Origin of the sequence: Thermosporothrix hazakensis (assembly GCF_003253565.1) — a bacterium.
In the GTDB taxonomy this organism is placed as follows: domain Bacteria; phylum Chloroflexota; class Ktedonobacteria; order Ktedonobacterales; family Ktedonobacteraceae; genus Thermosporothrix; species Thermosporothrix hazakensis.
This window is the reverse complement of record NZ_QKUF01000047.1, coordinates 1-21,129: the sequence shown is the minus strand read 5'-3', so window position 1 is coordinate 21,129 and position 21,129 is coordinate 1. Positions and strand designations below refer to the sequence as shown.

The window sequence follows — 21,129 nt, the reverse complement described above, 5'->3', positions numbered from 1 at the left end:
TGTTTATGCCGCTCCTTCCTTGATCCGTCTGTACACCTCATCAAACCAGGCATCGCCGAATTTCCAGGCTCCATAAAAGAGCAGGTTCGGTTCGCCGGTCGCTGAAATATTCCCATGATTCCGTATAATAAACGTTCGTAATGCCTCAGAATCAACTTGCAGCGTACGTAACTGTTGAATTTCATTATCCTCCGGTTTCCGCTGGCATACCTCTGCAAGCGAGATATGAAGCCGGGTCAGAAAACAGAGCTCCGCATGAGGCACACGCAGATCATAAACCAGCCCCAGACAAAGCTGCTCACTGATATCATCAACGGTAATACCGGTCTCCTCACGGATTTCACGACGCATGGCCGCAAAGGGATCAGGCTTTGCTCCGCCATCAAGATCACGCTCGAAAAAGCCGCCGATCACATGGTAGCGCCCGACATAGACATCAACCCCCTCACGCTTATCCAGCAAAAGAAAGCCATCAGCGGTTTCAACGACAGAGCAGACCGCGAGGGGATTGCCAAACTGTGCACGCTCTTTTCCCTGTGCATATGCCTCGTTGCGGGTCACCACATACTCCTTATAGCTGGTATCACCCAGAGTCAGGGACAGGGGACCATCGGGCTGTGCATGCGCGGCAATATATCGATACAGAGGAGCATCAAAGAGGCGACTATTCTGCGCCTGAGCCTGTTTCCAGAAGGCATCCATCCATTGACGGGTAGTCGCGCTCACCTCAAGGCGCAAAGAGGAATCATACGTAAGAAGCAATTGTGCGGGACGATAGACGCCCCGCACCAGGATTTCAAACTCGATCATTATTCCCATTCAATCGTTGCAGGTGGCTTGGAAGTAATATCATAGACAACACGATTCACTTCGGCAATTTCATTGACCAGGCGGTTTGAGATACGCGCCAGCAGCTCAGGCGAGAGCCGCGCCCAGTCAGCCGTCATAAAGTCGCTGGTTGTCACCGCACGCACTGCGACCACATACGCATAGGTACGGCCATCACCCATCACACCCACACTCTGAATCGGGGTCAGCACAGCAAACGCCTGGCCCAAATCACGGTAGACACCAGCGCGTTTGATCTCGTCAATCACAATCTTGTCGGCAGCGCGAAGAATATCGAGTTTCAGCTTATCAACAGCGCCGATCACCCGAATCGCCAGGCCCGGTCCGGGGAAGGGATGCCGCCAGACCCACTCTTCAGGGAGTCCCAGTTCCTGCCCGATCTCGCGCACCTCGTCTTTAAAGAGCATGCGCAGCGGCTCGACCAGCTTAAAGCTCATCTTCTCGGGGAGACCGCCGACGTTATGGTGTGTCTTGATCTTTGTGGCCGTGCTGGCTGTATCATGGCTGGTGCTCTCGATCACATCGGGATAGAGAGTCCCCTGAACCAGATATGGGATTGGGCCCTGCTCCTCGGCCAGTTTGGTAGCCTGCTCCTCAAAAACGCGAATGAACTCTTCACCGATCAGCTTGCGTTTCTGCTCAGGGTCAACAACACCATCCAACCGATTCAGGAAGCGCTCGCTTGCATCGACGGCGATCAGCGGGATATGAAGGTGATTGCTAAAGGTTTCAACTACCTGCTCGCGCTCACCAGCACGCATACAGCCGGTGTCAACAAATACGCAGGTCAATTGATCGCCCACAGCGCGGTGGACCAGCAGAGCAGCGACGGCAGAATCAACGCCACCAGAGAGAGCGCACAGGACGCGCTCTTTCCCGACCTGCTTTCTGATCGATTCAACAGCCTCATCAATGACAGCGGATGATGTCCAGCTCTCCGAGCAGCCACAAATACGATACAGGAAGTTGCGAATGATATCCTTGCCCTGGGGCGTATGCGTGACTTCGGGATGGAACTGAAGGCCAACCATTCCCGCCGGGTGCGCAATAGCGGCAACCGGGTTACTCTCGGTGCAGGCCAACACCTGGAAGCCTTCAGGCAGCTTATCCACGCTATCACCATGGCTCATCCAGACAGGCAGGCGCGGCATCTGCGAAACAGTGTCAAGGTGCTCAGTCTGAACGGGAGAAGGGTGAATACCTTCAAAGATGCGATAGACATCGGGATTTTGTGCCGCTTCAGGAACAACCTCAATCGTGGCCGGTCCATATTCGCGCCTCCCCTGAGCCGGGGCAACATGTCCGCCAAAGTGCTGAGCGAGCAGTTGCATCCCGTAACAGATCCCCAGGATCGGCAGCCCACTATCCATAATCGCAGGGTCACAAGAAGGCGCATCCTTGTCATAGACACTTGACGGACCTCCCGAGAAGATAAATCCTTTGATATCCAGATCCGTACGCTTCTGTAATTCAGCATAGGTTGTATCGGGTGGAACCAGCTCACTATACACATGACACTCGCGCACACGCCGAGTAATCAGACGACTCACCTGTGATCCAAAATCCAGGACAATAACGGCCTGGCGACGCTCCAATGATTGCATAGAAGACCTCGTTTGCATCCTCTTTTCTGAATGTATACGCAGGCGATTACCGGCACAACAGGCAGACAATCGCCCTCACACTGTTTTCTATTTCCTTATATATTAAATTCGCCCGGGACCGCCCGCAACATAAATAATTTGACCGCTCACATAACTCGCCTCATCAGAGGCCAGAAAGCAAATCACATTCGCCACATCACGCGGCTGTCCCACACGGCGAACCGGAACTTCCCTTGCCACAGCTTCCATAAACTGCCGTGGCTCCATTCCTAGCCTGCGGGCAGTAGAACGTGTCATCTCGGTATCAATAAAGCCCGGTGCAACGGCGTTGACCGTGATACCGAATTGACCCAGTTCAATAGCAAGCGTGCGGGTTAGCCCCTGTATGCCCGCCTTTGCCGCGGCATAATTGGCCTGCCCTCGATTGCCAAGCGCTGAAGTAGAAGAAAGAGAAATAATACGGCCATATCGCTGCCTGACCATATGAGCCTGCGCGGCCCGGCTACAGAGAAACGCCCCCTTCATATGAACATTCATGACCGTATCCCAGTCATCTTCACTCATCTTGAACAGCAGGTTGTCTCTCAGCACACCGGCATTGTTCACCAGAATATCCAGGCGTCCAAAACGGTGAGCCGCCTCATCAATGGCCCTCTGGACAGCATCCGCCTGCGTCACATCACAGGCAAAGAACAGGCTCTCGGCTCCCAGGCGCTGTAGTTCCGCACGCGCCTGCTGGCACCCCTGCTCATCGATGTCGGCCAGCACCACTCTGGCACCCTCTTCTGCCATTCGGAGCACAGTAGCAGCACCGATGCCTCTCCCCGCGCCAGTCACGAACGCAACACGTCCCTCAAGTCGTCCCATACGGCAGAATCCTTTCTCCTCTCTGAACCGCAGCTAAAGCACGATCCAGGAGATGCATTAAAGCAATAAGACAGGATGCACAATCGGTCCCTTGCCTTTTCGGGCAGCGAACCGAGTAACCATAATTTCTTTCTTTCGTCCCTGATACTACCCACAAACTTACAATTAAAGTATGATGATGTCTGAGTATACCACAATGCTATTAATGCTAACGCAATAATAGAAGTAAAGAGTTCTGTACCCCGGAAAGGAATCACGTCCCAATGAATTACAAGAGATGGTATGTAGCAGAAATAATAGAAGAAATACGCGTGGAAGGCGAAAAAGAGAATGTCGTCCACCGCAATTTTGTCCTGATTCAGGCAACCTCAACAGAGGAAGCATATCAGAAAGCCCTCCACTATGGCAAGAGCTATGAAGCGACCTATGAGAACCCCGAGGGACAACGTGTGGTATCGCTCTTTCGTGGTCTTGGAGACCTGACGCAAGTTCTCGGCGAGCCACAGGATGGGGAAGAGATCACCTATTATCGCTGGATCGGGCTGTCTGAAAATGAGATACAGGAAATGATCCTGCCGAAAGAAGAGCTGCACGTCTTCCGCCAATACAGCAGCGATGAGGATGCAGACGGCCCCGATATTCGCAGCAAGGATGTTCTGGAAGAGCTTGAGCCCCCCTATACTCCCTACGATCCCTATGATCCCTATCATAGAGAACCAGAACTGAACGCCCAGGAGGTACTGGCAGAGGTAGAGCGCTTGCTTGGCAGCGTCCGAGATAACGGGGACGATACCGCCTAAACGCATGCGCTCTCTTCCGCCAGAGCGTTCGGTACATATCTATGCACACTTATTTCTGCACATATCTGGGCGCTTCCAGACAGGTGACACCCGATGGACCAACCAGTGCACTATGACGCAAGCCAGCCGGTAACAGCAAACAATCACCCGGTTTCAGATCGAGGTGCGTCGGCCTTCCGTTCTGATCACGAAGATCTGGCAGGGTAAACCGAATGGAGCCACGAAGACAATACAACACCTTCTGATAACTATGGCTATGTACTGCGTACTGCTCCCCCGGACCATTTGACCACGTATAAGGAGACAGACCCTCCAGACGCATACGTTTTCTCAACTCCTTTTCGTCTGGCTGTCCTGCCCCCTGCCAGCGGATCACATGCGGCCCGGTGTCTACACCCTTGATTGTCTCCATCTAGACCTGCTCCTTATCTCTGTTTGATAGTATCCCTCGCTATGAAGGCCACCCGCATCAGCACAAACAGCATCAGGATCACCTCATAGACATTTGCTCCATATTATACTGCGGAAAAGTAAACAGCACATGAAATTTGTGCAAAGGGATTCTTAAACCGGTCATCTTACGCGAAATTCTATTGAAGTCTCTCCCACTTAGCAGTACAATAAGAATCCGACGCTCTTTGGTGTCCGTTGTACTGGAAAGGAGGAACCATGAGCACCATACAGATTGCAGCGCGACTTTTTGAGCTTCAGCAGCTTGACCTTGAAATGGATCATCTTACTGCTGAACTGCGTTCAGTCGATAACGCGCTGCAAGATAGCCCTACCATTCGCGGCTTGCGTTCTGAATACAAGCTGGCAGAGCAACAGCTTCAATCCAGCCAGCAGGCGCAGCGCGAAGCGGAATGGACACTCGAAGAAACGAATCACCGTCTGACAAGCCAGGAAGAACGGCTCTCGCAAGCTACAGCCAGCAACGCAAAAGAGCTACAAACGGTGCAGCAGGAAATCCAGCAATTGCAGGCCCAACAGAGCCGACAGGAAGAAGCCGTGCGTGAGATCGCCGATCTGGTTGAGTCTCTGCAAGAGGTCCTGCGCAACAGACAAGAAGCATTGAAGCAGGCAGAAGAGGCCAGAGAAGCAGAGTGCGCCTCACTGCGCCAGCGCTACAGCCGCCTGCAAGAGCAACAGCAAGCACTCGAACGCCAGCGCCAGCAGCTCATCAGTGAGCTTGAACCCGGGCTGGTTGAGCGCTACCAAAAGATGCGCCGCACCAAACAGGGCCACGCAGTCTCTCGCGTGGAGAACGATTCTTGCCAGTGGTGTAGAGCGCTGTTGGCTCCAAGCGAGCTACAGCTTGTGCAGATGAGTGCCGAGCTTCAGTCCTGCACCAACTGTGGGCGTATCCTCTACTACGATCGTTAAAGCGTAGATATGCAAAAACCAGGCCTGAATTTCGCGGGCACATTGTTTGTTTTCCTGCATTGTTGCCGGATCACCAAAAGAAGGTGGATTCTACGTCAGCGCTGACGTAGCCGATATTTCCTCTCACGCTTCTGCTCTGGTTCTTCTCCCTGTAGAGCGTTGACAAACCCTTGACTGTTCTAGTATGCTGTTTTTGATAGGAATATTTCCTTATATTGCGGCCTTGTTCATCCGATAGAAACAGCTATAAGGAACTGTTTTTCTTGTATGCTGGAACAAGTACCGTCGGGGAAATAGTTCGTTCAAATTCTGGCTCGGCCAGTCTCTTGGAGGTGCAGCCTATGAAAAAGCACGTTCGTGTTTTAAATGTGCTTGAATGCACCTTATCTACCCGGCACGAGGGTAAGAGCTGCATGATAACCGGCCAGGTCTTCTCGTCTAGCAGGCCTTCCCACACACCTGGACCGCGTTAACCGCCCGGCAGCCTCAATGCTGCTGTCGTCCGCTCGCTCCCTCCGCACGGTAGATACGTTTCTCGTTCTCATTTTCAGCCGTGAATATATTCTTCATTTGGAGGGATTGCGCTTGATCGAAAACCCGGAACTTCTCACCGGAATCGTGCTTCATGGTGCACATGGCATCTACGAAGTGCACACCGATAGCGGGATTATCCGCTGTACTCTGCGAGGAAAACTGAAGAAAGCATTTGCCAGGGCTCAGGCCGCTACGCGCAGTAAAGGCCGTCCCCGCGCCTCGGTGAATGTCTATCAGTTGTTACGCGAAGAGCGCGAACAGAGCAAACGAAGTAAATCAGAAGAGTCAGGACCCACTTCACCAACACGGATCTCTGTCGGGGATTATGTCAAGCTTCGGCGTCTTGATGAACAAAACGGACTGATTGAAGAGATTCTCCCTCGTCAAAGTGAGCTTTCACGGAAAGATGCGGGCTCAACCGCAGAAAAGATCGTTCCTCAAACCCTTCTCGCCAATCTTGATCAGGTGGTTATCGTGCTTGCGGTCGCTCAGCCAGAGCCCCATTTTGGCTTTCTTGATCGCTACCTGGCAATCTGCGAGGCAACGCGCCTGCAAGCGCTCATTTGCTTGAATAAAGCTGATTTACCTCATGCCTCTGCAATTGAGGAAGCAGCCGAACAGTACCGTAAGCTCGGCTATACGCTCATCTTTACGAGCGCTCACACCGGAGAAGGAATAGAGGAGCTACGAGCACACCTGAAAGAGCATACCACGCTGTTCACCGGGCCTTCGGGCGTGGGCAAGTCCTCGCTGGTCAATGCGCTTGAGCCGGGAATGGATATTCGGACCAGTGAGGTCAGCGAGGCCACCGGGAAAGGTCGTCACACCACAACCGGTTCACGGCTATACCCGCTGTCTGGCGGTGGTTGGCTGGCCGACTCAGCCGGTATTCGTGCTCTGGCCGCCTGGAATATTCCCGCTGAGGAACTGGCCTGGTGCTTCGTGGAGTTCCGCCCGTACCTGGGAGAATGCCTGTATAATGACTGTACCCATATCAACGAAGAGGGTTGTGCGATCCTTCAGGCGGTAGAAGATGGGGTCGTCGCGGAATCGCGCCACAAAAGCTACGTACGTATGTATATGGGCGAGGAGCGCTAAAAGCGCTCCGCCCTTCTTTCGTGCAGCACCTGATAAGGAAGAAGCTCTTCCTCCCTTGCCTCTTTGACATCGGGCTCAGGTAGTTTCTGGCACGATGTCCACAGCGAGCAGAGGAGTGACCCCCCCCCCAGCACAGCAGAAAGAGCAGCGGCCCTACGGTTGGCACCAGAAGAATAATCAGGAGCCAGTACAGCCAGTTCTCGCGGCCCTGCTTGCGCAACGCGCAGTCCAGCAAGAGGAGCACCACTGCTGCAAAGAGCGTAATCTGAACCCAATCCAAAGAAACTGGCATGTCCTTTCCCTCTTTCTCACTATCTACCTGAATAGACGCAGAAGGAAGTTCTATCTAAAATACCCGTTCTATCAAATATGCGAAGCTGGCTCAAGTCTCATGAAGCAAAGCCGATAATGAGTGAAGAGAGGAAAAAAGCCACGGCACAGCCCGAGACAACACACGTTCCCCCTCGAATACCATCACCCATTGAGCATATGGCTGGTATGACAAGTTCAAATTGGCTGTACCGCTCGCTAGCACAGTATGCTAGAATCTGGCATAATGAATACGCTATCAAACGAGCAGAAAGATAATAGTAGCATCCAGGAGATCAAAACGTATGGAGAAGCAGACAGGTACAGTATCAGTAAAGCGTAGCTTTCCAGAGATGCTGAAGGGCGGCGTCATCATGGACGTCGTGACCGCGGAGCAGGCCAGAATCGCGGAAGAGGCTGGTGCAGCGGCAGTTATGGCCCTTGAACGTGTTCCCGCCGATATTCGTGCTCAGGGTGGAGTTGCACGCATGAGCGACCCCGAGCTGATTATTCAGATCAAGGAAGCCGTCACGATCCCCGTGATGGCAAAGTGCCGTATCGGCCATTTCGTTGAGGCGGAAATTCTACAGTCCATTGGCGTGGACTGTATTGATGAATCCGAGGTTCTGACCCCGGCAGATGAGCATTACCACGTCAATAAGCATCTCTTCAACGTGCCGTTTGTCTGTGGCGCTCGCGATCTGGGTGAGGCCCTCCGACGTGTTGGTGAAGGAGCCGCGATGCTGCGCACAAAAGGTGAAGCAGGAACCGGAAATATTGTTGAGGCCGTTCGCCATATGCGCACCATTATGGATGGTATCCGTAAGCTTCAGAACCTCCCGGAAGAAGAGCTGATGACAGAGGCCAAGAATCTGGGAGCTCCGTACGAGCTGGTGCGGGAAGTCGCACGTACCGGTAAGCTGCCAGTGGTTAACTTTTCCGCCGGTGGTGTCGCAACTCCTGCCGACGCAGCCCTGATGATGCGCCTGGGGGCTGAGGGTATCTTTGTTGGCTCGGGTATCTTTAAATCTGGTGATCCATTGAAGCGGGCAAAAGCCATTGTTCGCGCAACCACCCATTATCAAGACCCTGAGATTCTGGCGGAGGTTTCACGCAATCTGGGCGAACCAATGGTCGGAATCAATCTGGATACGTTGCCACAAGATGCTTTGATGGCAAAACGTGGATGGTAATTCAGGCTATGGAAACACGCAACTCACGACCACGTATCGGCGTATTAGCATTACAGGGCGATTTTGAAGCCCATATCAAGATGCTAGAACAAGTGGGGGCCGAAAGCCGAGCAATTCGGCTCCCCAAACACCTGGACGATGTAGATGGTATAATTATACCTGGTGGTGAAAGTACAACTATCGGCAAACTCATGGTCATTTATGACCTGTTTGAGCCTTTAAAAGCAAAAATCGCGCAAGGCGTCCCCGTTTGGGGAACATGTGCAGGTTTAATCCTGCTCGCAAAAGAAACGGATAACGCGCTCCAGGGTCAACCCCTGTTAAGCGCACTTAATATTCGTGTCCGTCGGAACGCATTTGGCAGTCAGCGGGAAAGTTTTGAGACTGATCTTGCAGTATCAGAACTTGGTGAAGCGCCATTCCATGCCTTCTTTATTCGTGGCCCCGCCGTTGAAAAGGTCGGTCCCGATGTAGAAGTGCTGGCAACGCTCGACGATGGAACCATCGTTGCTGTCCGTGAAGGAAACAAGTTAGGTACTGCGTTTCACCCGGAGGTTTCGGGCGACCCACGCTTCCACAAATACTTTCTCCGCATAGTAGAGGGCGTGCAGGTAGGGGCATAAATTCCGTGCCCCTCAACGCCGCGGGAGCATTGGATGATACGACCGGTATTATTTGTCGATTTGCCGGGAATCATCTATACTATGGACCGTCGTGCTCGTAGTAAACAGCACGAATATGCTAACTTTGTGTGCTGGCTAGAGCCCGTAGAGAGAGATTTTGCGCCCGCTCCTCTCCTGAGGAATATCCTCCGTATTAACCCTGCCTCGCGTACATGGATTTGTGAAGATCATTGGCGTCTCCTCGGCTTTGCCCAGGTCCAGGAGCGACCATCACGACGGGGTTGGGACCTTTCCTACCTGGCCTCCATGACAAACAGAACTATTTCCAGCGAAGAAATACTGACAGCGCTCCTGGATTATGCACTAGAAGCCGCTGCGACACATGGTATTCTTCGCATCTTCGCGAAAGTTGAGGATGACGCGCCGGAACAGGAGCTCTTCCTGCGTTCAGGCTTTCAGCGCTATGCACGCGAACTGCTCTACGTCTATAATGGAGGGCAGCAGCCTGCCGATGGCACCGGCCTCAACCTGTCGTCTCTGAGGCGCTGGCATCGCCACTACGCCTGGGGACTGCACCAGATCTACCGCGCTACCACCCCACAACGGGTGCAAATGGCGGAACTTCTGGATAGCAGCGAAGAGTATGCTCAACTCCATGTCGGCACTCAGAACCCGATGACCGCCCTCTTTCAAGGAGGAAGTGAGAACTATGTCTGTGACATGGGTGTCCGACTGGGAGCATGGCTGCGGCTCTGTCGTGGACATGGCACCACGCCGCACCGCATCTGTTTGAATGTGCATCCAGAGCATACCGATCTTGCCGAACCCCTGCTCAAATTCGGTATCAATCGGTTGCTGGAATATAGCGCACAGCGCATTTACTGCTTTGTGCGCGAATATGATACAGGCGTTATTACCGCTCTGCGTAACAGTGGATTTGAGCACGATTCCACCAGGGTCTTGCTCGTGCGGCACGTAGCCCGCCTGGCTATGAAGTCCAGCACAGTCCCCCTGCTTGAGCAAAGAGCGGCCTATGGCTTGAAGGGCCTGGGGACGGTCAATTCTCGCCAAAAACTAATGAGGTGAAAAACTGCCTATGCAACATGTGGTCACTGACGATCTAGAGGCTCTGCTGGCTACCCTTCCTCCCAGCATCCGCGATGCGGTCAATCGGCTTGAGAACCGAGGAGAACTGCTGGAGATCGTGATGGACCTTGGACGGCTCCCAGAGGGTCGCTTCCCGGATAGTGAAGTGATTCTGGGTGAAGAGCCTGTCACCTATGCCGACCTCGAATATGTGGTTGAACGTATCGGCGAATTTGGCGACGACAATCGCGCTGGTATTGAGCGGACTCTGCACCGCATCAGCGCCCTGCGCAATCGCAAGGGCAGAATTGTCGGTCTGACCTGCCGCATTGGGCGTGCGGTACTGGGCAGCATTGCTCTGATTCGCGATATTGTGGAGCAGGGACAGTCTATTCTGATTCTTGGTCGCCCCGGTGTGGGAAAAACAACCCTGCTGCGTGAGGTTGCCCGCGTCCTTGCAGACGAAGCAAATAAGCGCGTCATTGTGGTTGATACCTCCAACGAAATAGCCGGGGATGGCGATATCCCACATCCCGGTATTGGTCGTGCACGCCGGATGCAGGTTGCACGTACAGCAGAGCAGCATGCAGTCATGATCGAAGCGGTCGAAAACCATATGCCTCAAGTGATCGTGATCGATGAGATCGGAAATGAGCTTGAAGCAGCCGCCGCTCGTACCATTGCGGAGCGTGGTGTTCAGCTTGTCGCTACGGCCCACGGTAATTCTCTGGGTAACCTGCTGGTAAACCCGACACTCTCTGATCTCGTGGGTGGCCTGCAATCGGTCACATTAGGAGATGAGGAAGCCCGCCGCCGCCAGACGCAAAAGAGTATTCTAGAGCGTAAAGCGCCTCCTACCTTTGATGTTGTAGTGGAGCAACAGAGCTGGGACGAGGTGATTGTCCATCGGGACGTTGCGGAGACCATCGATGCAATGCTTCGTGGACAGGCGGTTGTCGCAGAAGAGCGCACCCGTGATAGCGATACTGACCATGTTTCTCTGCGGCGCATTACCACCGGAGGAATGGGCGTTCCCGGCTGGGGGGTGAACGCTCAGGGACGTGGAATGTCGACCGGTTCCTTTCGCAACGGGGGTTCCCTTCGGCAGATTAACACATCAGGCTCGCGGGGCGGAGGGAAAACAGCTCTCCAGCTTCCGCCGTTAAGGGCGCTGGCTGCAACCGGCACAACCGGGAAAGAGGCATCAACCGCTTTTTTGACCGCGCCATCACCGGCTCTTATGGAAGAGCAGGAAGAAGAGCCAGAAAAGGTTCAGCAACCCGCGCTGAAAACGCTGCGCGTCTATCCCTTTGGCGTGAACCGAGATCGCCTGATGGATGCTGCCCGGAACCTGCGCGTGCCCATTACCATTACAAATCATCAGAAAGAAGCTGATGCCGTCATTACACTGAAAAACTACTATCGACGTCAGATTGAGCGTTTGCAGGATGCTGAGCAAGAGGGCAAGCTGATCATTATTCTGCGTAATAATACCGTGATGCAGATGGAACAGGCACTTGCTCGTGTCTTCAAGCTACCTGCCGGAGGCATCGCGGAGCGAGAGGAAGAGCAGAACTCGCTGGATGATCCGCAACATGATGATCCAACACGCCGAGCCCTTATCGAAACCGAGGATATTATTCAGCAGGTTTTGAACAAAGAGCTGACGAATGCCGAACTCCCGCCTGCAAATGCATACATCCGGCGCTTGCAGCATGAGATGGCTACTCGTTACAATTTGATATCGCGAAGTAGAGGGAAGGAGCCAAATCGCCGGGTCAAAATTTTTCGCGCCCGTGATTAAAGAAAAGGCACACAAGAAGGAAGGATAAGGCAGTTTATCGGGGCCGGAATGGAGAACCGGCCCCTTTTCAGGCCTCTTCCATAGAAAATACGCAAGGAAACGGATACTCGATGCGACAGACAGTCTCTGATAAACCTTTCTATGTCCTGCAATCAGCACATCGTCGCCCTACAGGGGTAACACTCTCAGCACTCTTCTCGCTGCTTAGTGCGGCATTGCTTGCCCTGTTGCAGCTCTTTTTTATCAGCCTGTTTTTTTCCGTGATTGCCATGTCACTGTCAATGGGCGAACCACTACTTGGCCGGCTTTTCTCTCGGGAGAGTTTGACGCTTGCGGGCTCTGTCCTGTTGTTATTCGCCCTGGAGATACTCTGTCTGCTTCAAAGCTGGGGCTTCTGGAAACTCAAGCGGTGGGCCTACTGGCTCGCACTTGTGAACAATCTGCTTGGCATCCTGCAATTCATATTGCTTTGCCTGGCAGCTATCTTTCATCTACAGGTTCCCTTGCTCTCACAACTTGTTCCCCATACCAATGTGCAATATTTGCTCCTCTTTCTTCTCTTTCCTATAGAGTTTTTCTATCTTCTCTTCAACAAAAATGTAAAACAAGCATTTCACATACCTCTGAAACGTTCATAAGCACAACACTACTTTTTTTCATTCCTCCTCGTAATGAAAAGAGGAGAGAAATCTTTTGCTCTTGCTCCTGAGAGAGTGGAAGAGACCCCATCTTCTAGTCTCAGTGTTGCATTGATTGTAGACAGTAGTGGCACGTGTTATAATGCTCCTCAAAGTACTTGTGCAATGCCGCATAAACTGCTCCACCAGGAAGGTGGCTGTGTCCTGCGGGGGGCCAGAAAGGAGTCATAGGGTAACAATGCATATTATCGAAAATGACTCAACTGTAGATACGGCTGAACCTGAAACTACTATACGTCAGCAAACAGTTGAGCAGCGTATACCGACTATCGCCGATATCTGGCAAGCCTATAAATTTCTGAAACCGAATATTCATCATACCCCTCTCGCGCCTTCACAGACATTCCGTAAAATGACTGGAGCAGATGTCTATCTCAAGGCAGAGCATATGCAGCGTGGGGGCTCCTTCAAAACACGTGGAGCCGCTTTTAAGATCTCACGACTTACCCCGGAACAGCTTCAAGCTGGCGTTATCGCAGCATCAGCCGGGAACCATGCCCAGGGAGTCGCTATCGCGGCAGCACAGAACAACACCCCCTGTACAATTGTGATGCCCGAGGTGGCACCTCTGGCAAAAGTCATGGCAACGCAAGAGTATGGCGCGAAAGTCGAATTGCATGGCACCACATACGACGACGCGTACCGCTACTGTTGCGAGTTACAGAGCAAGACCGGAGCAACCTTTATTCACGCCTTTGATGACCCTGATGTGATAGCAGGTCAGGGAACGCTCGGTCTGGAAATGCTGAACGACCTCCCCGATGCAGAGGCCATCCTTGTGCCTATTGGCGGCGGTGGGCTCATCTCTGGTATCGCGATCGCCGCCCGAGCACTCAAGCCAGATATAACGATCATCGGGGTACAGGCTGAAGGGGCGCCCAGTTGTCGAGCCTCATTGGATGCCGGTTCCCCGAAAGAGCTTCCAGCAATCGCAACGATCGCAGATGGCATAGCCACCAAACGACCGGGAGAACTCACATTCTCCATTATTCAGAAGCTGGTAGATGATGTTGTGCTGGTAAACGATGAGGAGATCATCAAGGCGGTTCTTCTGCTGATGGAGCGCAACAAAATGGTCGTTGAAGGGGCCGGCGCTGTCGGCCTGGCGGCGCTTCTCAGTGGAACAGTCAAACTGAAAGGGAAAAAGGTACTTGTCCCACTGACTGGCGGCAATATTGATATGCATCTGGTTGGGCGCTTTATTGAGCATGGAATGGCCATCTCGGGACGCTATTTTGTGATCCATACCCGCCTGAATGACCGCCCCGGTGAACTGATGCGCCTGCTTCAGATCATTACAGATATGCGCATCAATGTCGTTGACGTACGCTATCAGCGAATTACATCCAAACTTCCGATTATGCAGCGTGAAGAAACAATCACCCTGGAAACACGCGACCGACGCCAATGCGAGGAGTTGCTACAAAGTCTCCGTGCCGCAGGTTATATGGTCGAAGAGGCACAGTCGTTTGAATAAGGCCGAAAGAAGGCCCTTTGCATTGTGAGTGCAAAGGGCTTTCTTTTTTGTTGTTCTTGTCAGGCGTTGGGTTCGACGCGAATAATAGCGCTCCCTTTCTGGACGACATCGCCATTGTTTGCCAGAATGGCGGTGACACGGCCCGACACATCTGAAACCACTTCGTTAAAGACCTTCATGGATTCAATCAGGGCCACAACCTGTCCAACCGAGATTGTATCGCCAACATTCACAAATGGCGGAGTCGAAGGGGAGGATGCAGTATAATAGACGCCTGTCAGAGGCGCGTTTATCGCAACATCTTTTGTCGCTTTTTCGGCTTTGCCGACACTGCGAACGCCGCTTGCTCTCTGTGGAGTGCCACCACCAGAGACAAGCACAACACCGGGATCACGTCGAACAGTGATCTCCAGATCGCCCTCAGCAAGCTCCAATTCTCCAATTGAGCTGCCTTCAAGCACCTGAACAATTGCTTCAACGCGCTCTAACCATGATGTATTCTTCTCTGATTTCATAGCTCTTCTTACTCTTCGTAGCGCTTAAAGATTAAGCAGGTGTTGTGACCGCCGAAGCCCATTGAGTTTGACATTGCCACGTTTACCGGGGTATAACGGGCCTCATTAGGCACATAATCAAGATCACAGTCTGGATCAGGATTGTGTAAGTTGATGGTCGGCGGAATCGTGTTATTCAGAATAGACTGAATCGAAATGACGGACTCGACGGCCCCGGCAGCGCCTAGCGTATGACCGGTCATCGACTTCGTCGAGCTCACCGCCAGCTTATAGGCATGATCGCCAAAGCAGGTCTTAATGGCTGCGGTCTCATTTCGATCATTGGGCGGAGTTGACGTGCCATGCGCGTTGATATAGTCAACCTGCTCAGGTCGCAGGTTTGCCTTCTGCAACGCACGTCGCATCGCGCGGACCATGCCCTCTCCACCAGGAGCGGGATCTGTAATATGGTGCGCGTCGGCAGTGCTGGCATACCCGACCAGTTCGGCCAGGATCGTCGCGCCACGCGCTTTGGCGAATTCCAGATCTTCCAGGATCAGGACTGCCGCGCCTTCACCCATAACAAAGCCATCGCGGGTTGCATCAAAGGGGCGGCTGGCCCCCTGTGGATCATCATTGCGCCGCGATAGAGCATGCATGTTATCAAATGCAGCCATCGCGATCGGCGTGATCGCTTTCTCAGCGCCACCTGCAATCATCACCTTTGCGTCGCCACGGCGGATAGTCTCCCATGCCTCACCGATGGTATTCCCACTGGTAGCACAGGCAGAGACTGCGGCCCAGTTTGGCCCACGTGCTCCGGTCAGGATCGAGACAATACCCGAGGCGCCATCAATAATCATCATGTTGATGAAGAACGGGCTGATGCGGTCCGGCCCCTTCTCATGCAGCACGCGGAACTGATCGTGCAGTGATGTCAGGCCTCCAATGCCACTACCGATATAGACGCCAACGTCATCGGCGATATCACCGGTAATTTCCAGGCCAGCCTGTGCAAGAGCCTGTTTCGTAACGGCTATCGAGAGCTGCTCATAGGGATCATTGCGGCGTGCTTCTTTGCGATCCATATAGAGCAGAGGATCAAAGTCTTTAATTTGCGCACCGAAATGGACTCGATGCTTACTTGTGTCGTATGAGGTAATAATATTAACACCGGATTTTCCCTGACAGAGGGCATCCCAGGAAGTGTTGAGATCATTTCCTAGAGATGTAATCAGCCCCATACCGGTTACAACGACGCGAGACACAAAGCCACCTCCTGTTGTAAGGACTTGTCCTTTCTGATCTTTCATCGTATCACATACAGGCTATCCGCCATCCTGCTCAGGCGGACGCCCCGCGCCTGAGATCAACTGATTCCTAACGCTTCAGCCTCTTCCTGAATGAAGCGGGTATACGTATCCCCTTCAATGAATTTCTTGTGGCTTAACAAGCGCTTATGGAAAGGAATCGTTGTGACTACACCCTCAATAGTGTATTCATCCAGAGCGCGCTGCATACGTGCAATTGCTTCATCACGAGTATCAGCCCAGACAATCAATTTTGCCAGCAGAGAATCATAATGCGGCGGGATTTCATAGCCGGCATAGAGGTGACTATCTACACGTACTCCAGGCCCACTGGGTGGAAGATATGCTTCCACCGTTCCGGTTTGTGGCCGGAAATCGGCGTCTGCATCTTCGGCAGTGATACGACACTCAATTGCATGACCCTGGAATTTGATATCTTCCTGACGTAGCTGCAATGGCAGGCCCGCAGCGACACGGATTTGCTCCTTCACAAGGTCGATCCCGGTCACATACTCCGTTACCGGGTGTTCCACCTGAAGGCGCGTGTTCATCTCCATGAAATAGTAGCGGTTCTGCTCATCTACCAGAAATTCCAGCGTACCGGCATTGCGATAGCCGATCGCCTTCACGGCCTCAATCGCCTTCATGCCGATCTCTTCACAGAGTTCACGAGGCAGCAATGGGCTCGGAGCCTCTTCCAGCACTTTCTGATTTCGGCGCTGGCAAGAACAGTTACGCTCGCCCAGGTGTACGCCATTGCCATAGTGATCTACAAGTACCTGTATCTCAATATGGCGGGCCTTTTCAACAAAGCGCTCAAGATAAATTCCGTCATCACGGAACGCCTCACGCGCCTCATTTTGCGCAATGGGAAACACGCGGTTGAACTCTTCCATGCTTCTGACCAGACGGATGCCGCGCCCACCGCCACCGGCCACCGCTTTGAGCATCAAAGGGAACCCTACTTCGCGAGCCGCCTGCTGAGCTTCTTCCAGTGTGTGCAGCACCGGAGTGCCAGCGAGCGTAGGCAAACCATACTGAGCCATCGCTTCGCGAGCCGACACCTTATCACCCATCAGTTGCATCGCTTCAACCGAGGGGCCAATAAAGGTCAGGTTTACGTCTTTACAGAACTCAACAAAACTCGTGTTCTCAGAGAGAAATCCGTATCCGGGATGGATAGCCTCTGCATTCGAGATAAGTGCAGCATTGATGATATTGGGAATATTCAAATAGCTCTTTCCACTCGGTCCAGGACCTATGCAAATGCGCTCATCTGCCAGCCGAACCGGCAGTGACTCACGATCAGCTTCCGAGTGAACAATAACGCTACGTATCCCCATCTCCCGGCAAGCGCGGATAACACGCAACGCGATTTCTCCACGATTGGCAATCAAAATTTTTCGAAACATAAGTTCAACGGTGAAGCATTATGAAATGAGAAAGAAAGAAAAAGGCTTCACCCTACTCCTCTCGCTCTTTAGCCCTTGGTGAGGGGGGAATTTATTTTTACGCTGATTATACCACGCTCACTTACAACGGGCTAGTACAACTAGCCTACAGCCCTACCCGCTCTTTCAAAAAAGACATACTCTCACTCGAAAAGTAAAAAGCGCACGCCATTTCCGGTCCCCTATCTGCTCCCTTCTCAAAAGCAAAGAAGCTCATCAGAACCGCTCCCATGCGGCTTCTACAGCAGGGTTTCCCGTAATTGAGCGCGGCTCGCTGCGATTTTGAAAAAGGAGCGTATCATATACATAGTGCGGCCATCTCACCTGTACCTGCTGTCGCCATTGACCCGATGCCACCGTATTATAAAGGAAAGGTCCGGGAACAGAGACCAGTGCCGGTGGCTCACCATGCCAGAAGGAGAGAACACTTTCCTCTCTCCATTTTTTCTCTTTGATGAAAGGTCCGACGCATGGGGGCATTCCTTGTTTTCAGGAACAAACAGAACTTCACCGAGAAGAGGCTGCTTCAGGGTTAGGCCAGCGGGGAGCACGCTTGTGTGCTGCTATTTCGTGTCCGGTGTTATCAAAGGAGTAGATATGCAAGATCTCAATTCACCTTCCACAAAGGCACGGCAGGAAGCAACGCGCAGGCTCAACGACTACATTGAGCGCGTGCGCCGTGATTGGCATATTCCCGGTCTGGCTCTTTCTCTTGTGAAAGATGACGAGGTCCTGTTCTCAAAAGGGTATGGGGTGCGTAAGGTGGGCGAGACAAAGCATGTGACTGAACACACTCTCTTTGGCAGCTCTTCCGTGACCAAGACCTTCACTGCGGCAGCGATTGGGCTCCTGGTAGATGAGCAGAAACTTGACTGGGATGATCCCGTGATCAGCTATATCCCAGATTTCCAGCTCTACGATCCCTATGTCACCCAGGAAATCACGATCCGTGATCTGCTTAGCGCCCGTAGTGGCCTTGAGGGAGGAGATCTGATGCGTTTTGGTGGCGACTTTGACCGCCGCGAGGTTATCCGTCGCCTGCGCTTTCAAAAGCCTCTCTATGGCTTTCGGACACGCGCTGGCTCCTATACATTTATGTACACAGTTGCAGGCTTGATCATAGAAGCAGTGACCGGGCAAAGATGGGAAAGCTTTATCAAAGAGCGCTTCTTTAAGCCGCTAGGTATGAATGCCAGTGGTACCTCACAGCAAACCCTGCTACGGACAAAAAACGCGGCTATGCCCCATATTGAGGCGAATGGAGAGCAAGAGTCGTATTTCACTTCGATACCGGACAATGTCGGTCCCGGAACTGGCATCGTAAGCAACGCAGTTGAGCTGGCTCAGTGGGCCAGACTTCATCTGAATAACGGGCACTATAAGCAAAAGAGAATCCTGAGCTCCGAAGTGATTCGAGAGCTGCATACGCCTCAGATCGTTGATACTTCAGAAGCCGCTCGTGCCCTTCATCCTGAGTCTCATTTCATTACCTATGGCTTGGGCTGGTTTCTGTCCGATTATCGTGGCTATAAAGTGGTTGAAGCGCCTGGCTCTTCGCTCGGCATGGGTGCACTGATTACGCTGTTGCCAGAAGAGCGCTTTGGCATGGTTCTGTTGACCAACGGTGGCAATACTCAACATATACAGGCAGTACTCAAGCATCAGCTCATTGACTGGTATCTTGAGATTCAAGATAGGGATTGGAACAGTAAATATCTCCAGCTCTACAAACAGCAGCAAGAGCAGGTAAAAGAATGGGTTGTACGCGATTGGGCCATGCTGGAAGCCAACCATATCCAGAATACACAACCGTCACTCCCCCTGAAAGAGTATGCCGGAGCCTATGAAGATCTTTTTTACGGAACCGCAACTATTACCGAAGAGGCAAATCATCTGACCTTCCACTTCGGGCCGATGGAGGGCGATCTAGAGCACTGGCATTATGATACTTTTAAACTAACCTGGAAGAAGCCAGTCGTTGGCATTGATTTTATCACTTTCGTTCTGGACAGGAACGGGCAGGTAGAAGAGCTCAGAATACCCTCCATCTCCACTTTTAAAAGGCGTCAGAGGCCCTAATACAGCAACTCCTCCGGCGCTTGACATCGATGCCAGGAAGACCGATACTGGTGGCATTATCAGCTTTTGAGAGGAGCGAGCTATTTCATATGTTTGACACCAGTAAAGTAGGACAAAGCTTTCCTCCTTTTCGTTATGAGGTCGCGCGTTGCAAAATCCGCGAGCTAGCGCTTGCAATAGGCGATTCCAATCCCATTTATCAGAGTCGAGAGGACGCCCAGGCCGCCGGTTATCGTGATATTCCCCTTTCTCCCACTGCTCCTACCATGTTTAGCTTCTGGGGAAACGCGCTTCTCTGGGAACAGCTCAAAGAAGTCGGGGTTGATGTGGAGCGTCTTTTACACAGAGAAGAGGAATACGAGTACATTGCCCCGATCTATCCCGAGGACACACTGACCGGAGTGACCACTATTGTCAGCGGCAAGTCTCGCCAGAACAAAGATGGCTCTTATATGGATATTGTGACCCTGGAAACCCGCTATACCAACCAGCAGCAGCAACATGTCTTGAGCGCAAAAACGACGCTGATTGTCCGGGGAGAAGCGAGCAAACAACCACAGAGCAAGGAGGTTTGAGCTTTGACAACAAATGCAGAAGTATCTCGTAAACTTTTTTTTGAAGATGTCCAGGTAGGGGATCAGATTCCTCAACTGGTAAAAGAGCCAGTGACAAAAGTACAACTGGTTCGCTATGCAGGAGCTTCCGGTGATTTTAACCCGCTACACACTGATCCAGAGCTAGGAGAAAAAGTAGGAACAGGTGGAGTTATCGCCCACGGCATGCTCATTATGGGCTTTGTTGGACAGATGCTCAGTGATTACATCGGCCCGGAGGCGCTGCGTAAATTCCAGGTAAGCTTCAAAGGAATGACTCGCCCGGGAGACATCATCACTTGCAGCGGAACCATCACAGCAAAAACAGAGGAAGATGGTCAGGGACTTATCAGCGGAAAAGTTCAGGCTGTGGATCAAACAGGTGATGTAAAGGTAACTGGCACCTTTACAGCCGCTCTTCCCAGACGCGAATAGAGAGCAAGCGCTTCAGTGCAGCACTGGAGCGCTTTTCGCCTGATGGCAGCCAAAAATGTAAAAAGGCTCGTCCCCGCTGCCGGGCCGAACCTCTTCTCCTGTCCACTGAAGAGTAGAAAGCAGTCTCTCAAGAGCGATCATTCAATTTTGCCGAACTGTCATCGATGCTGCACCCGCTCGGCCACCTTCCTCTGCACCACTTCCCCCTCACCTGCGAGGCTCCGATTCAACAAGCCGTTCGACCATTAGTCCCGTTCCGCTTCGCCTGTTACCAGACGTCCACGCACGGTCTATCTACCAGATCTTCTTTCTGGGGTCTTGGCTCCCTCCTCTCAGAGAGAGCGGGAAGACTCTTCTTGGGGTCGGCTTCGCGCTTAGATGCTTTCAGCGCTTCTCCTTTCTTGACGTAGCTACTCAGCTCTGGCCCGGGCAGGCCAACTGA

The 21,129-nt window shown here is 52.5% G+C and carries 19 protein-coding genes and 1 rRNA gene; 12 read left to right on the top strand and 8 right to left on the bottom strand.

The features are described from left to right. Window positions 1-3 precede the first annotated feature (3 nt). The 3 genes from EI42_RS29890 to EI42_RS29880 all read right to left on the bottom strand — a co-directional run bounded on the left by EI42_RS29890 (window position 4) and on the right by EI42_RS29880 (window position 3,320). Window positions 4-810: an NUDIX hydrolase gene (locus EI42_RS29890; protein WP_111326310.1), complete on the bottom strand. Its 807-nt coding sequence runs from the start codon at window positions 808-810 to the stop codon at window positions 4-6. After that, entirely contained in the window at window positions 810-2,453 is a 1,644-nt protein-coding gene (guaA, locus tag EI42_RS29885; RefSeq protein ID WP_111326308.1) for a glutamine-hydrolyzing GMP synthase, read from the bottom strand. The genes EI42_RS29890 and guaA overlap by 1 nt, the downstream gene beginning before the upstream one ends. A 102-nt stretch (window positions 2,454-2,555) precedes the next feature. Next, a complete protein-coding gene (locus EI42_RS29880; protein WP_111326305.1) occupies window positions 2,556-3,320 on the bottom strand; it encodes an SDR family NAD(P)-dependent oxidoreductase in 765 nt (254 codons plus the stop codon). A gap of 263 nt (window positions 3,321-3,583) precedes the next feature. On the opposite strand from EI42_RS29880, the gene EI42_RS29875 reads away from it, so the two are divergent. Then, window positions 3,584-4,120, top strand: coding sequence for a DUF4288 domain-containing protein (locus EI42_RS29875; protein WP_111326303.1), 537 nt, complete (start codon window positions 3,584-3,586; stop codon window positions 4,118-4,120). Window positions 4,121-4,169: 49 nt separating this feature from the next. Here EI42_RS29875 and EI42_RS29870 read toward each other — a convergent pair whose 3' ends face one another. Further along, on the bottom strand, window positions 4,170-4,532 hold the full coding sequence (locus EI42_RS29870; protein WP_211326416.1) for a cupin domain-containing protein: 363 nt from the start codon (window positions 4,530-4,532) through the stop codon (window positions 4,170-4,172). A gap of 257 nt (window positions 4,533-4,789) precedes the next feature. Between EI42_RS29870 and EI42_RS29865 the strand changes: the two genes are divergently transcribed. The 8 genes from EI42_RS29865 (at window position 4,790) to ilvA (ending at window position 14,325) form a co-directional block, all read left to right on the top strand. Then, the gene (locus tag EI42_RS29865) at window positions 4,790-5,503 is read left to right on the top strand and encodes a zinc ribbon domain-containing protein (protein ID WP_111326300.1); all 714 of its coding nucleotides are present in this window, start codon (window positions 4,790-4,792) and stop codon (window positions 5,501-5,503) included. A 585-nt stretch (window positions 5,504-6,088) separates the two neighbouring features. After that, window positions 6,089-7,135, top strand: coding sequence for a ribosome small subunit-dependent GTPase A (gene rsgA / locus EI42_RS29860; RefSeq protein WP_170143018.1), 1,047 nt, complete (start codon window positions 6,089-6,091; stop codon window positions 7,133-7,135). A 614-nt stretch (window positions 7,136-7,749) separates the two neighbouring features. Next, window positions 7,750-8,637, top strand: a complete 888-nt coding sequence (pdxS, locus tag EI42_RS29850; RefSeq protein WP_111326291.1) for a pyridoxal 5'-phosphate synthase lyase subunit PdxS — start codon at window positions 7,750-7,752, stop codon at window positions 8,635-8,637. Between the two features lie 8 nt (window positions 8,638-8,645). Next, the gene (gene pdxT, locus EI42_RS29845; protein WP_111326334.1) at window positions 8,646-9,260 is read left to right on the top strand and encodes a pyridoxal 5'-phosphate synthase glutaminase subunit PdxT; all 615 of its coding nucleotides are present in this window, start codon (window positions 8,646-8,648) and stop codon (window positions 9,258-9,260) included. 33 nt (window positions 9,261-9,293) lie between these two features. After that, window positions 9,294-10,346 carry a hypothetical protein gene (locus EI42_RS29840; protein WP_111326289.1) on the top strand — a complete coding sequence of 351 codons (1,053 nt, stop codon included), beginning with the start codon at window positions 9,294-9,296 and terminating at the stop codon, window positions 10,344-10,346. A gap of 10 nt (window positions 10,347-10,356) precedes the next feature. Beyond that, on the top strand, window positions 10,357-12,150 hold the full coding sequence (locus EI42_RS29835) for a R3H domain-containing nucleic acid-binding protein (RefSeq protein ID WP_111326287.1): 1,794 nt from the start codon (window positions 10,357-10,359) through the stop codon (window positions 12,148-12,150). A gap of 110 nt (window positions 12,151-12,260) precedes the next feature. Continuing rightward, on the top strand, window positions 12,261-12,788 hold the full coding sequence (locus tag EI42_RS29830; protein WP_111326285.1) for a hypothetical protein: 528 nt from the start codon (window positions 12,261-12,263) through the stop codon (window positions 12,786-12,788). 238 nt (window positions 12,789-13,026) lie between these two features. Beyond that, on the top strand, window positions 13,027-14,325 hold the full coding sequence (gene ilvA / locus EI42_RS29825) for a threonine ammonia-lyase (RefSeq protein WP_111326283.1): 1,299 nt from the start codon (window positions 13,027-13,029) through the stop codon (window positions 14,323-14,325). Between the two features lie 59 nt (window positions 14,326-14,384). On the opposite strand, the gene EI42_RS29820 is transcribed toward ilvA, so the two are convergent. The 3 genes from EI42_RS29820 to accC form a co-directional block, all read right to left on the bottom strand. Next, on the bottom strand, window positions 14,385-14,840 hold the full coding sequence (locus EI42_RS29820) for an acetyl-CoA carboxylase biotin carboxyl carrier protein (RefSeq protein WP_111326282.1): 456 nt from the start codon (window positions 14,838-14,840) through the stop codon (window positions 14,385-14,387). A gap of 8 nt (window positions 14,841-14,848) precedes the next feature. Next, the gene (gene fabF / locus EI42_RS29815; protein ID WP_111326331.1) at window positions 14,849-16,087 is read right to left on the bottom strand and encodes a beta-ketoacyl-ACP synthase II; all 1,239 of its coding nucleotides are present in this window, start codon (window positions 16,085-16,087) and stop codon (window positions 14,849-14,851) included. A 101-nt stretch (window positions 16,088-16,188) separates the two neighbouring features. Further along, window positions 16,189-17,541 (bottom strand): acetyl-CoA carboxylase biotin carboxylase subunit, encoded by a 1,353-nt coding sequence (accC, locus tag EI42_RS29810; RefSeq protein ID WP_111326281.1) that lies wholly within the window; start codon window positions 17,539-17,541, stop codon window positions 16,189-16,191. Window positions 17,542-18,177: 636 nt separating this feature from the next. Between accC and EI42_RS29805 the strand changes: the two genes are divergently transcribed. The 3 genes from EI42_RS29805 to EI42_RS29795 all read left to right on the top strand — a co-directional run bounded on the left by EI42_RS29805 (window position 18,178) and on the right by EI42_RS29795 (window position 20,687). Beyond that, window positions 18,178-19,659, top strand: a complete 1,482-nt coding sequence (locus EI42_RS29805) for a serine hydrolase (protein ID WP_170143015.1) — start codon at window positions 18,178-18,180, stop codon at window positions 19,657-19,659. Between the two features lie 89 nt (window positions 19,660-19,748). Next, window positions 19,749-20,234, top strand: a complete 486-nt coding sequence (locus EI42_RS29800; protein ID WP_111326279.1) for an FAS1-like dehydratase domain-containing protein — start codon at window positions 19,749-19,751, stop codon at window positions 20,232-20,234. 3 nt (window positions 20,235-20,237) lie between these two features. Then, window positions 20,238-20,687, top strand: a complete 450-nt coding sequence (locus tag EI42_RS29795; protein ID WP_111326278.1) for a MaoC/PaaZ C-terminal domain-containing protein — start codon at window positions 20,238-20,240, stop codon at window positions 20,685-20,687. A 225-nt stretch (window positions 20,688-20,912) separates the two neighbouring features. On the opposite strand, the gene EI42_RS29790 is transcribed toward EI42_RS29795, so the two are convergent. Continuing rightward, window positions 20,913-21,129, bottom strand: a 23S ribosomal RNA gene (locus EI42_RS29790); the annotation flags it as partial.

Coding starts and splice junctions, on each gene's coding strand:
- EI42_RS29890 (WP_111326310.1), bottom strand. CDS start 810: ATGATCGAGTTTGAAATCCTGGTGCGGGGCGTCTATCGTCCCGCACAA.
- guaA (WP_111326308.1), bottom strand. CDS start 2,453: ATGCAATCATTGGAGCGTCGCCAGGCCGTTATTGTCCTGGATTTTGGA.
- EI42_RS29880 (WP_111326305.1), bottom strand. CDS start 3,320: ATGGGACGACTTGAGGGACGTGTTGCGTTCGTGACTGGCGCGGGGAGA.
- EI42_RS29875 (WP_111326303.1), top strand. CDS start 3,584: ATGAATTACAAGAGATGGTATGTAGCAGAAATAATAGAAGAAATACGC.
- EI42_RS29870 (WP_211326416.1), bottom strand. CDS start 4,532: ATGGAGACAATCAAGGGTGTAGACACCGGGCCGCATGTGATCCGCTGG.
- EI42_RS29865 (WP_111326300.1), top strand. CDS start 4,790: ATGAGCACCATACAGATTGCAGCGCGACTTTTTGAGCTTCAGCAGCTT.
- pdxS (WP_111326291.1), top strand. CDS start 7,750: ATGGAGAAGCAGACAGGTACAGTATCAGTAAAGCGTAGCTTTCCAGAG.
- pdxT (WP_111326334.1), top strand. CDS start 8,646: ATGGAAACACGCAACTCACGACCACGTATCGGCGTATTAGCATTACAG.
- EI42_RS29840 (WP_111326289.1), top strand. CDS start 9,294: ATGATACGACCGGTATTATTTGTCGATTTGCCGGGAATCATCTATACT.
- EI42_RS29835 (WP_111326287.1), top strand. CDS start 10,357: ATGCAACATGTGGTCACTGACGATCTAGAGGCTCTGCTGGCTACCCTT.
- EI42_RS29830 (WP_111326285.1), top strand. CDS start 12,261: ATGCGACAGACAGTCTCTGATAAACCTTTCTATGTCCTGCAATCAGCA.
- ilvA (WP_111326283.1), top strand. CDS start 13,027: ATGCATATTATCGAAAATGACTCAACTGTAGATACGGCTGAACCTGAA.
- EI42_RS29820 (WP_111326282.1), bottom strand. CDS start 14,840: ATGAAATCAGAGAAGAATACATCATGGTTAGAGCGCGTTGAAGCAATT.
- accC (WP_111326281.1), bottom strand. CDS start 17,541: ATGTTTCGAAAAATTTTGATTGCCAATCGTGGAGAAATCGCGTTGCGT.
- EI42_RS29805 (WP_170143015.1), top strand. CDS start 18,178: ATGCAAGATCTCAATTCACCTTCCACAAAGGCACGGCAGGAAGCAACG.
- EI42_RS29800 (WP_111326279.1), top strand. CDS start 19,749: ATGTTTGACACCAGTAAAGTAGGACAAAGCTTTCCTCCTTTTCGTTAT.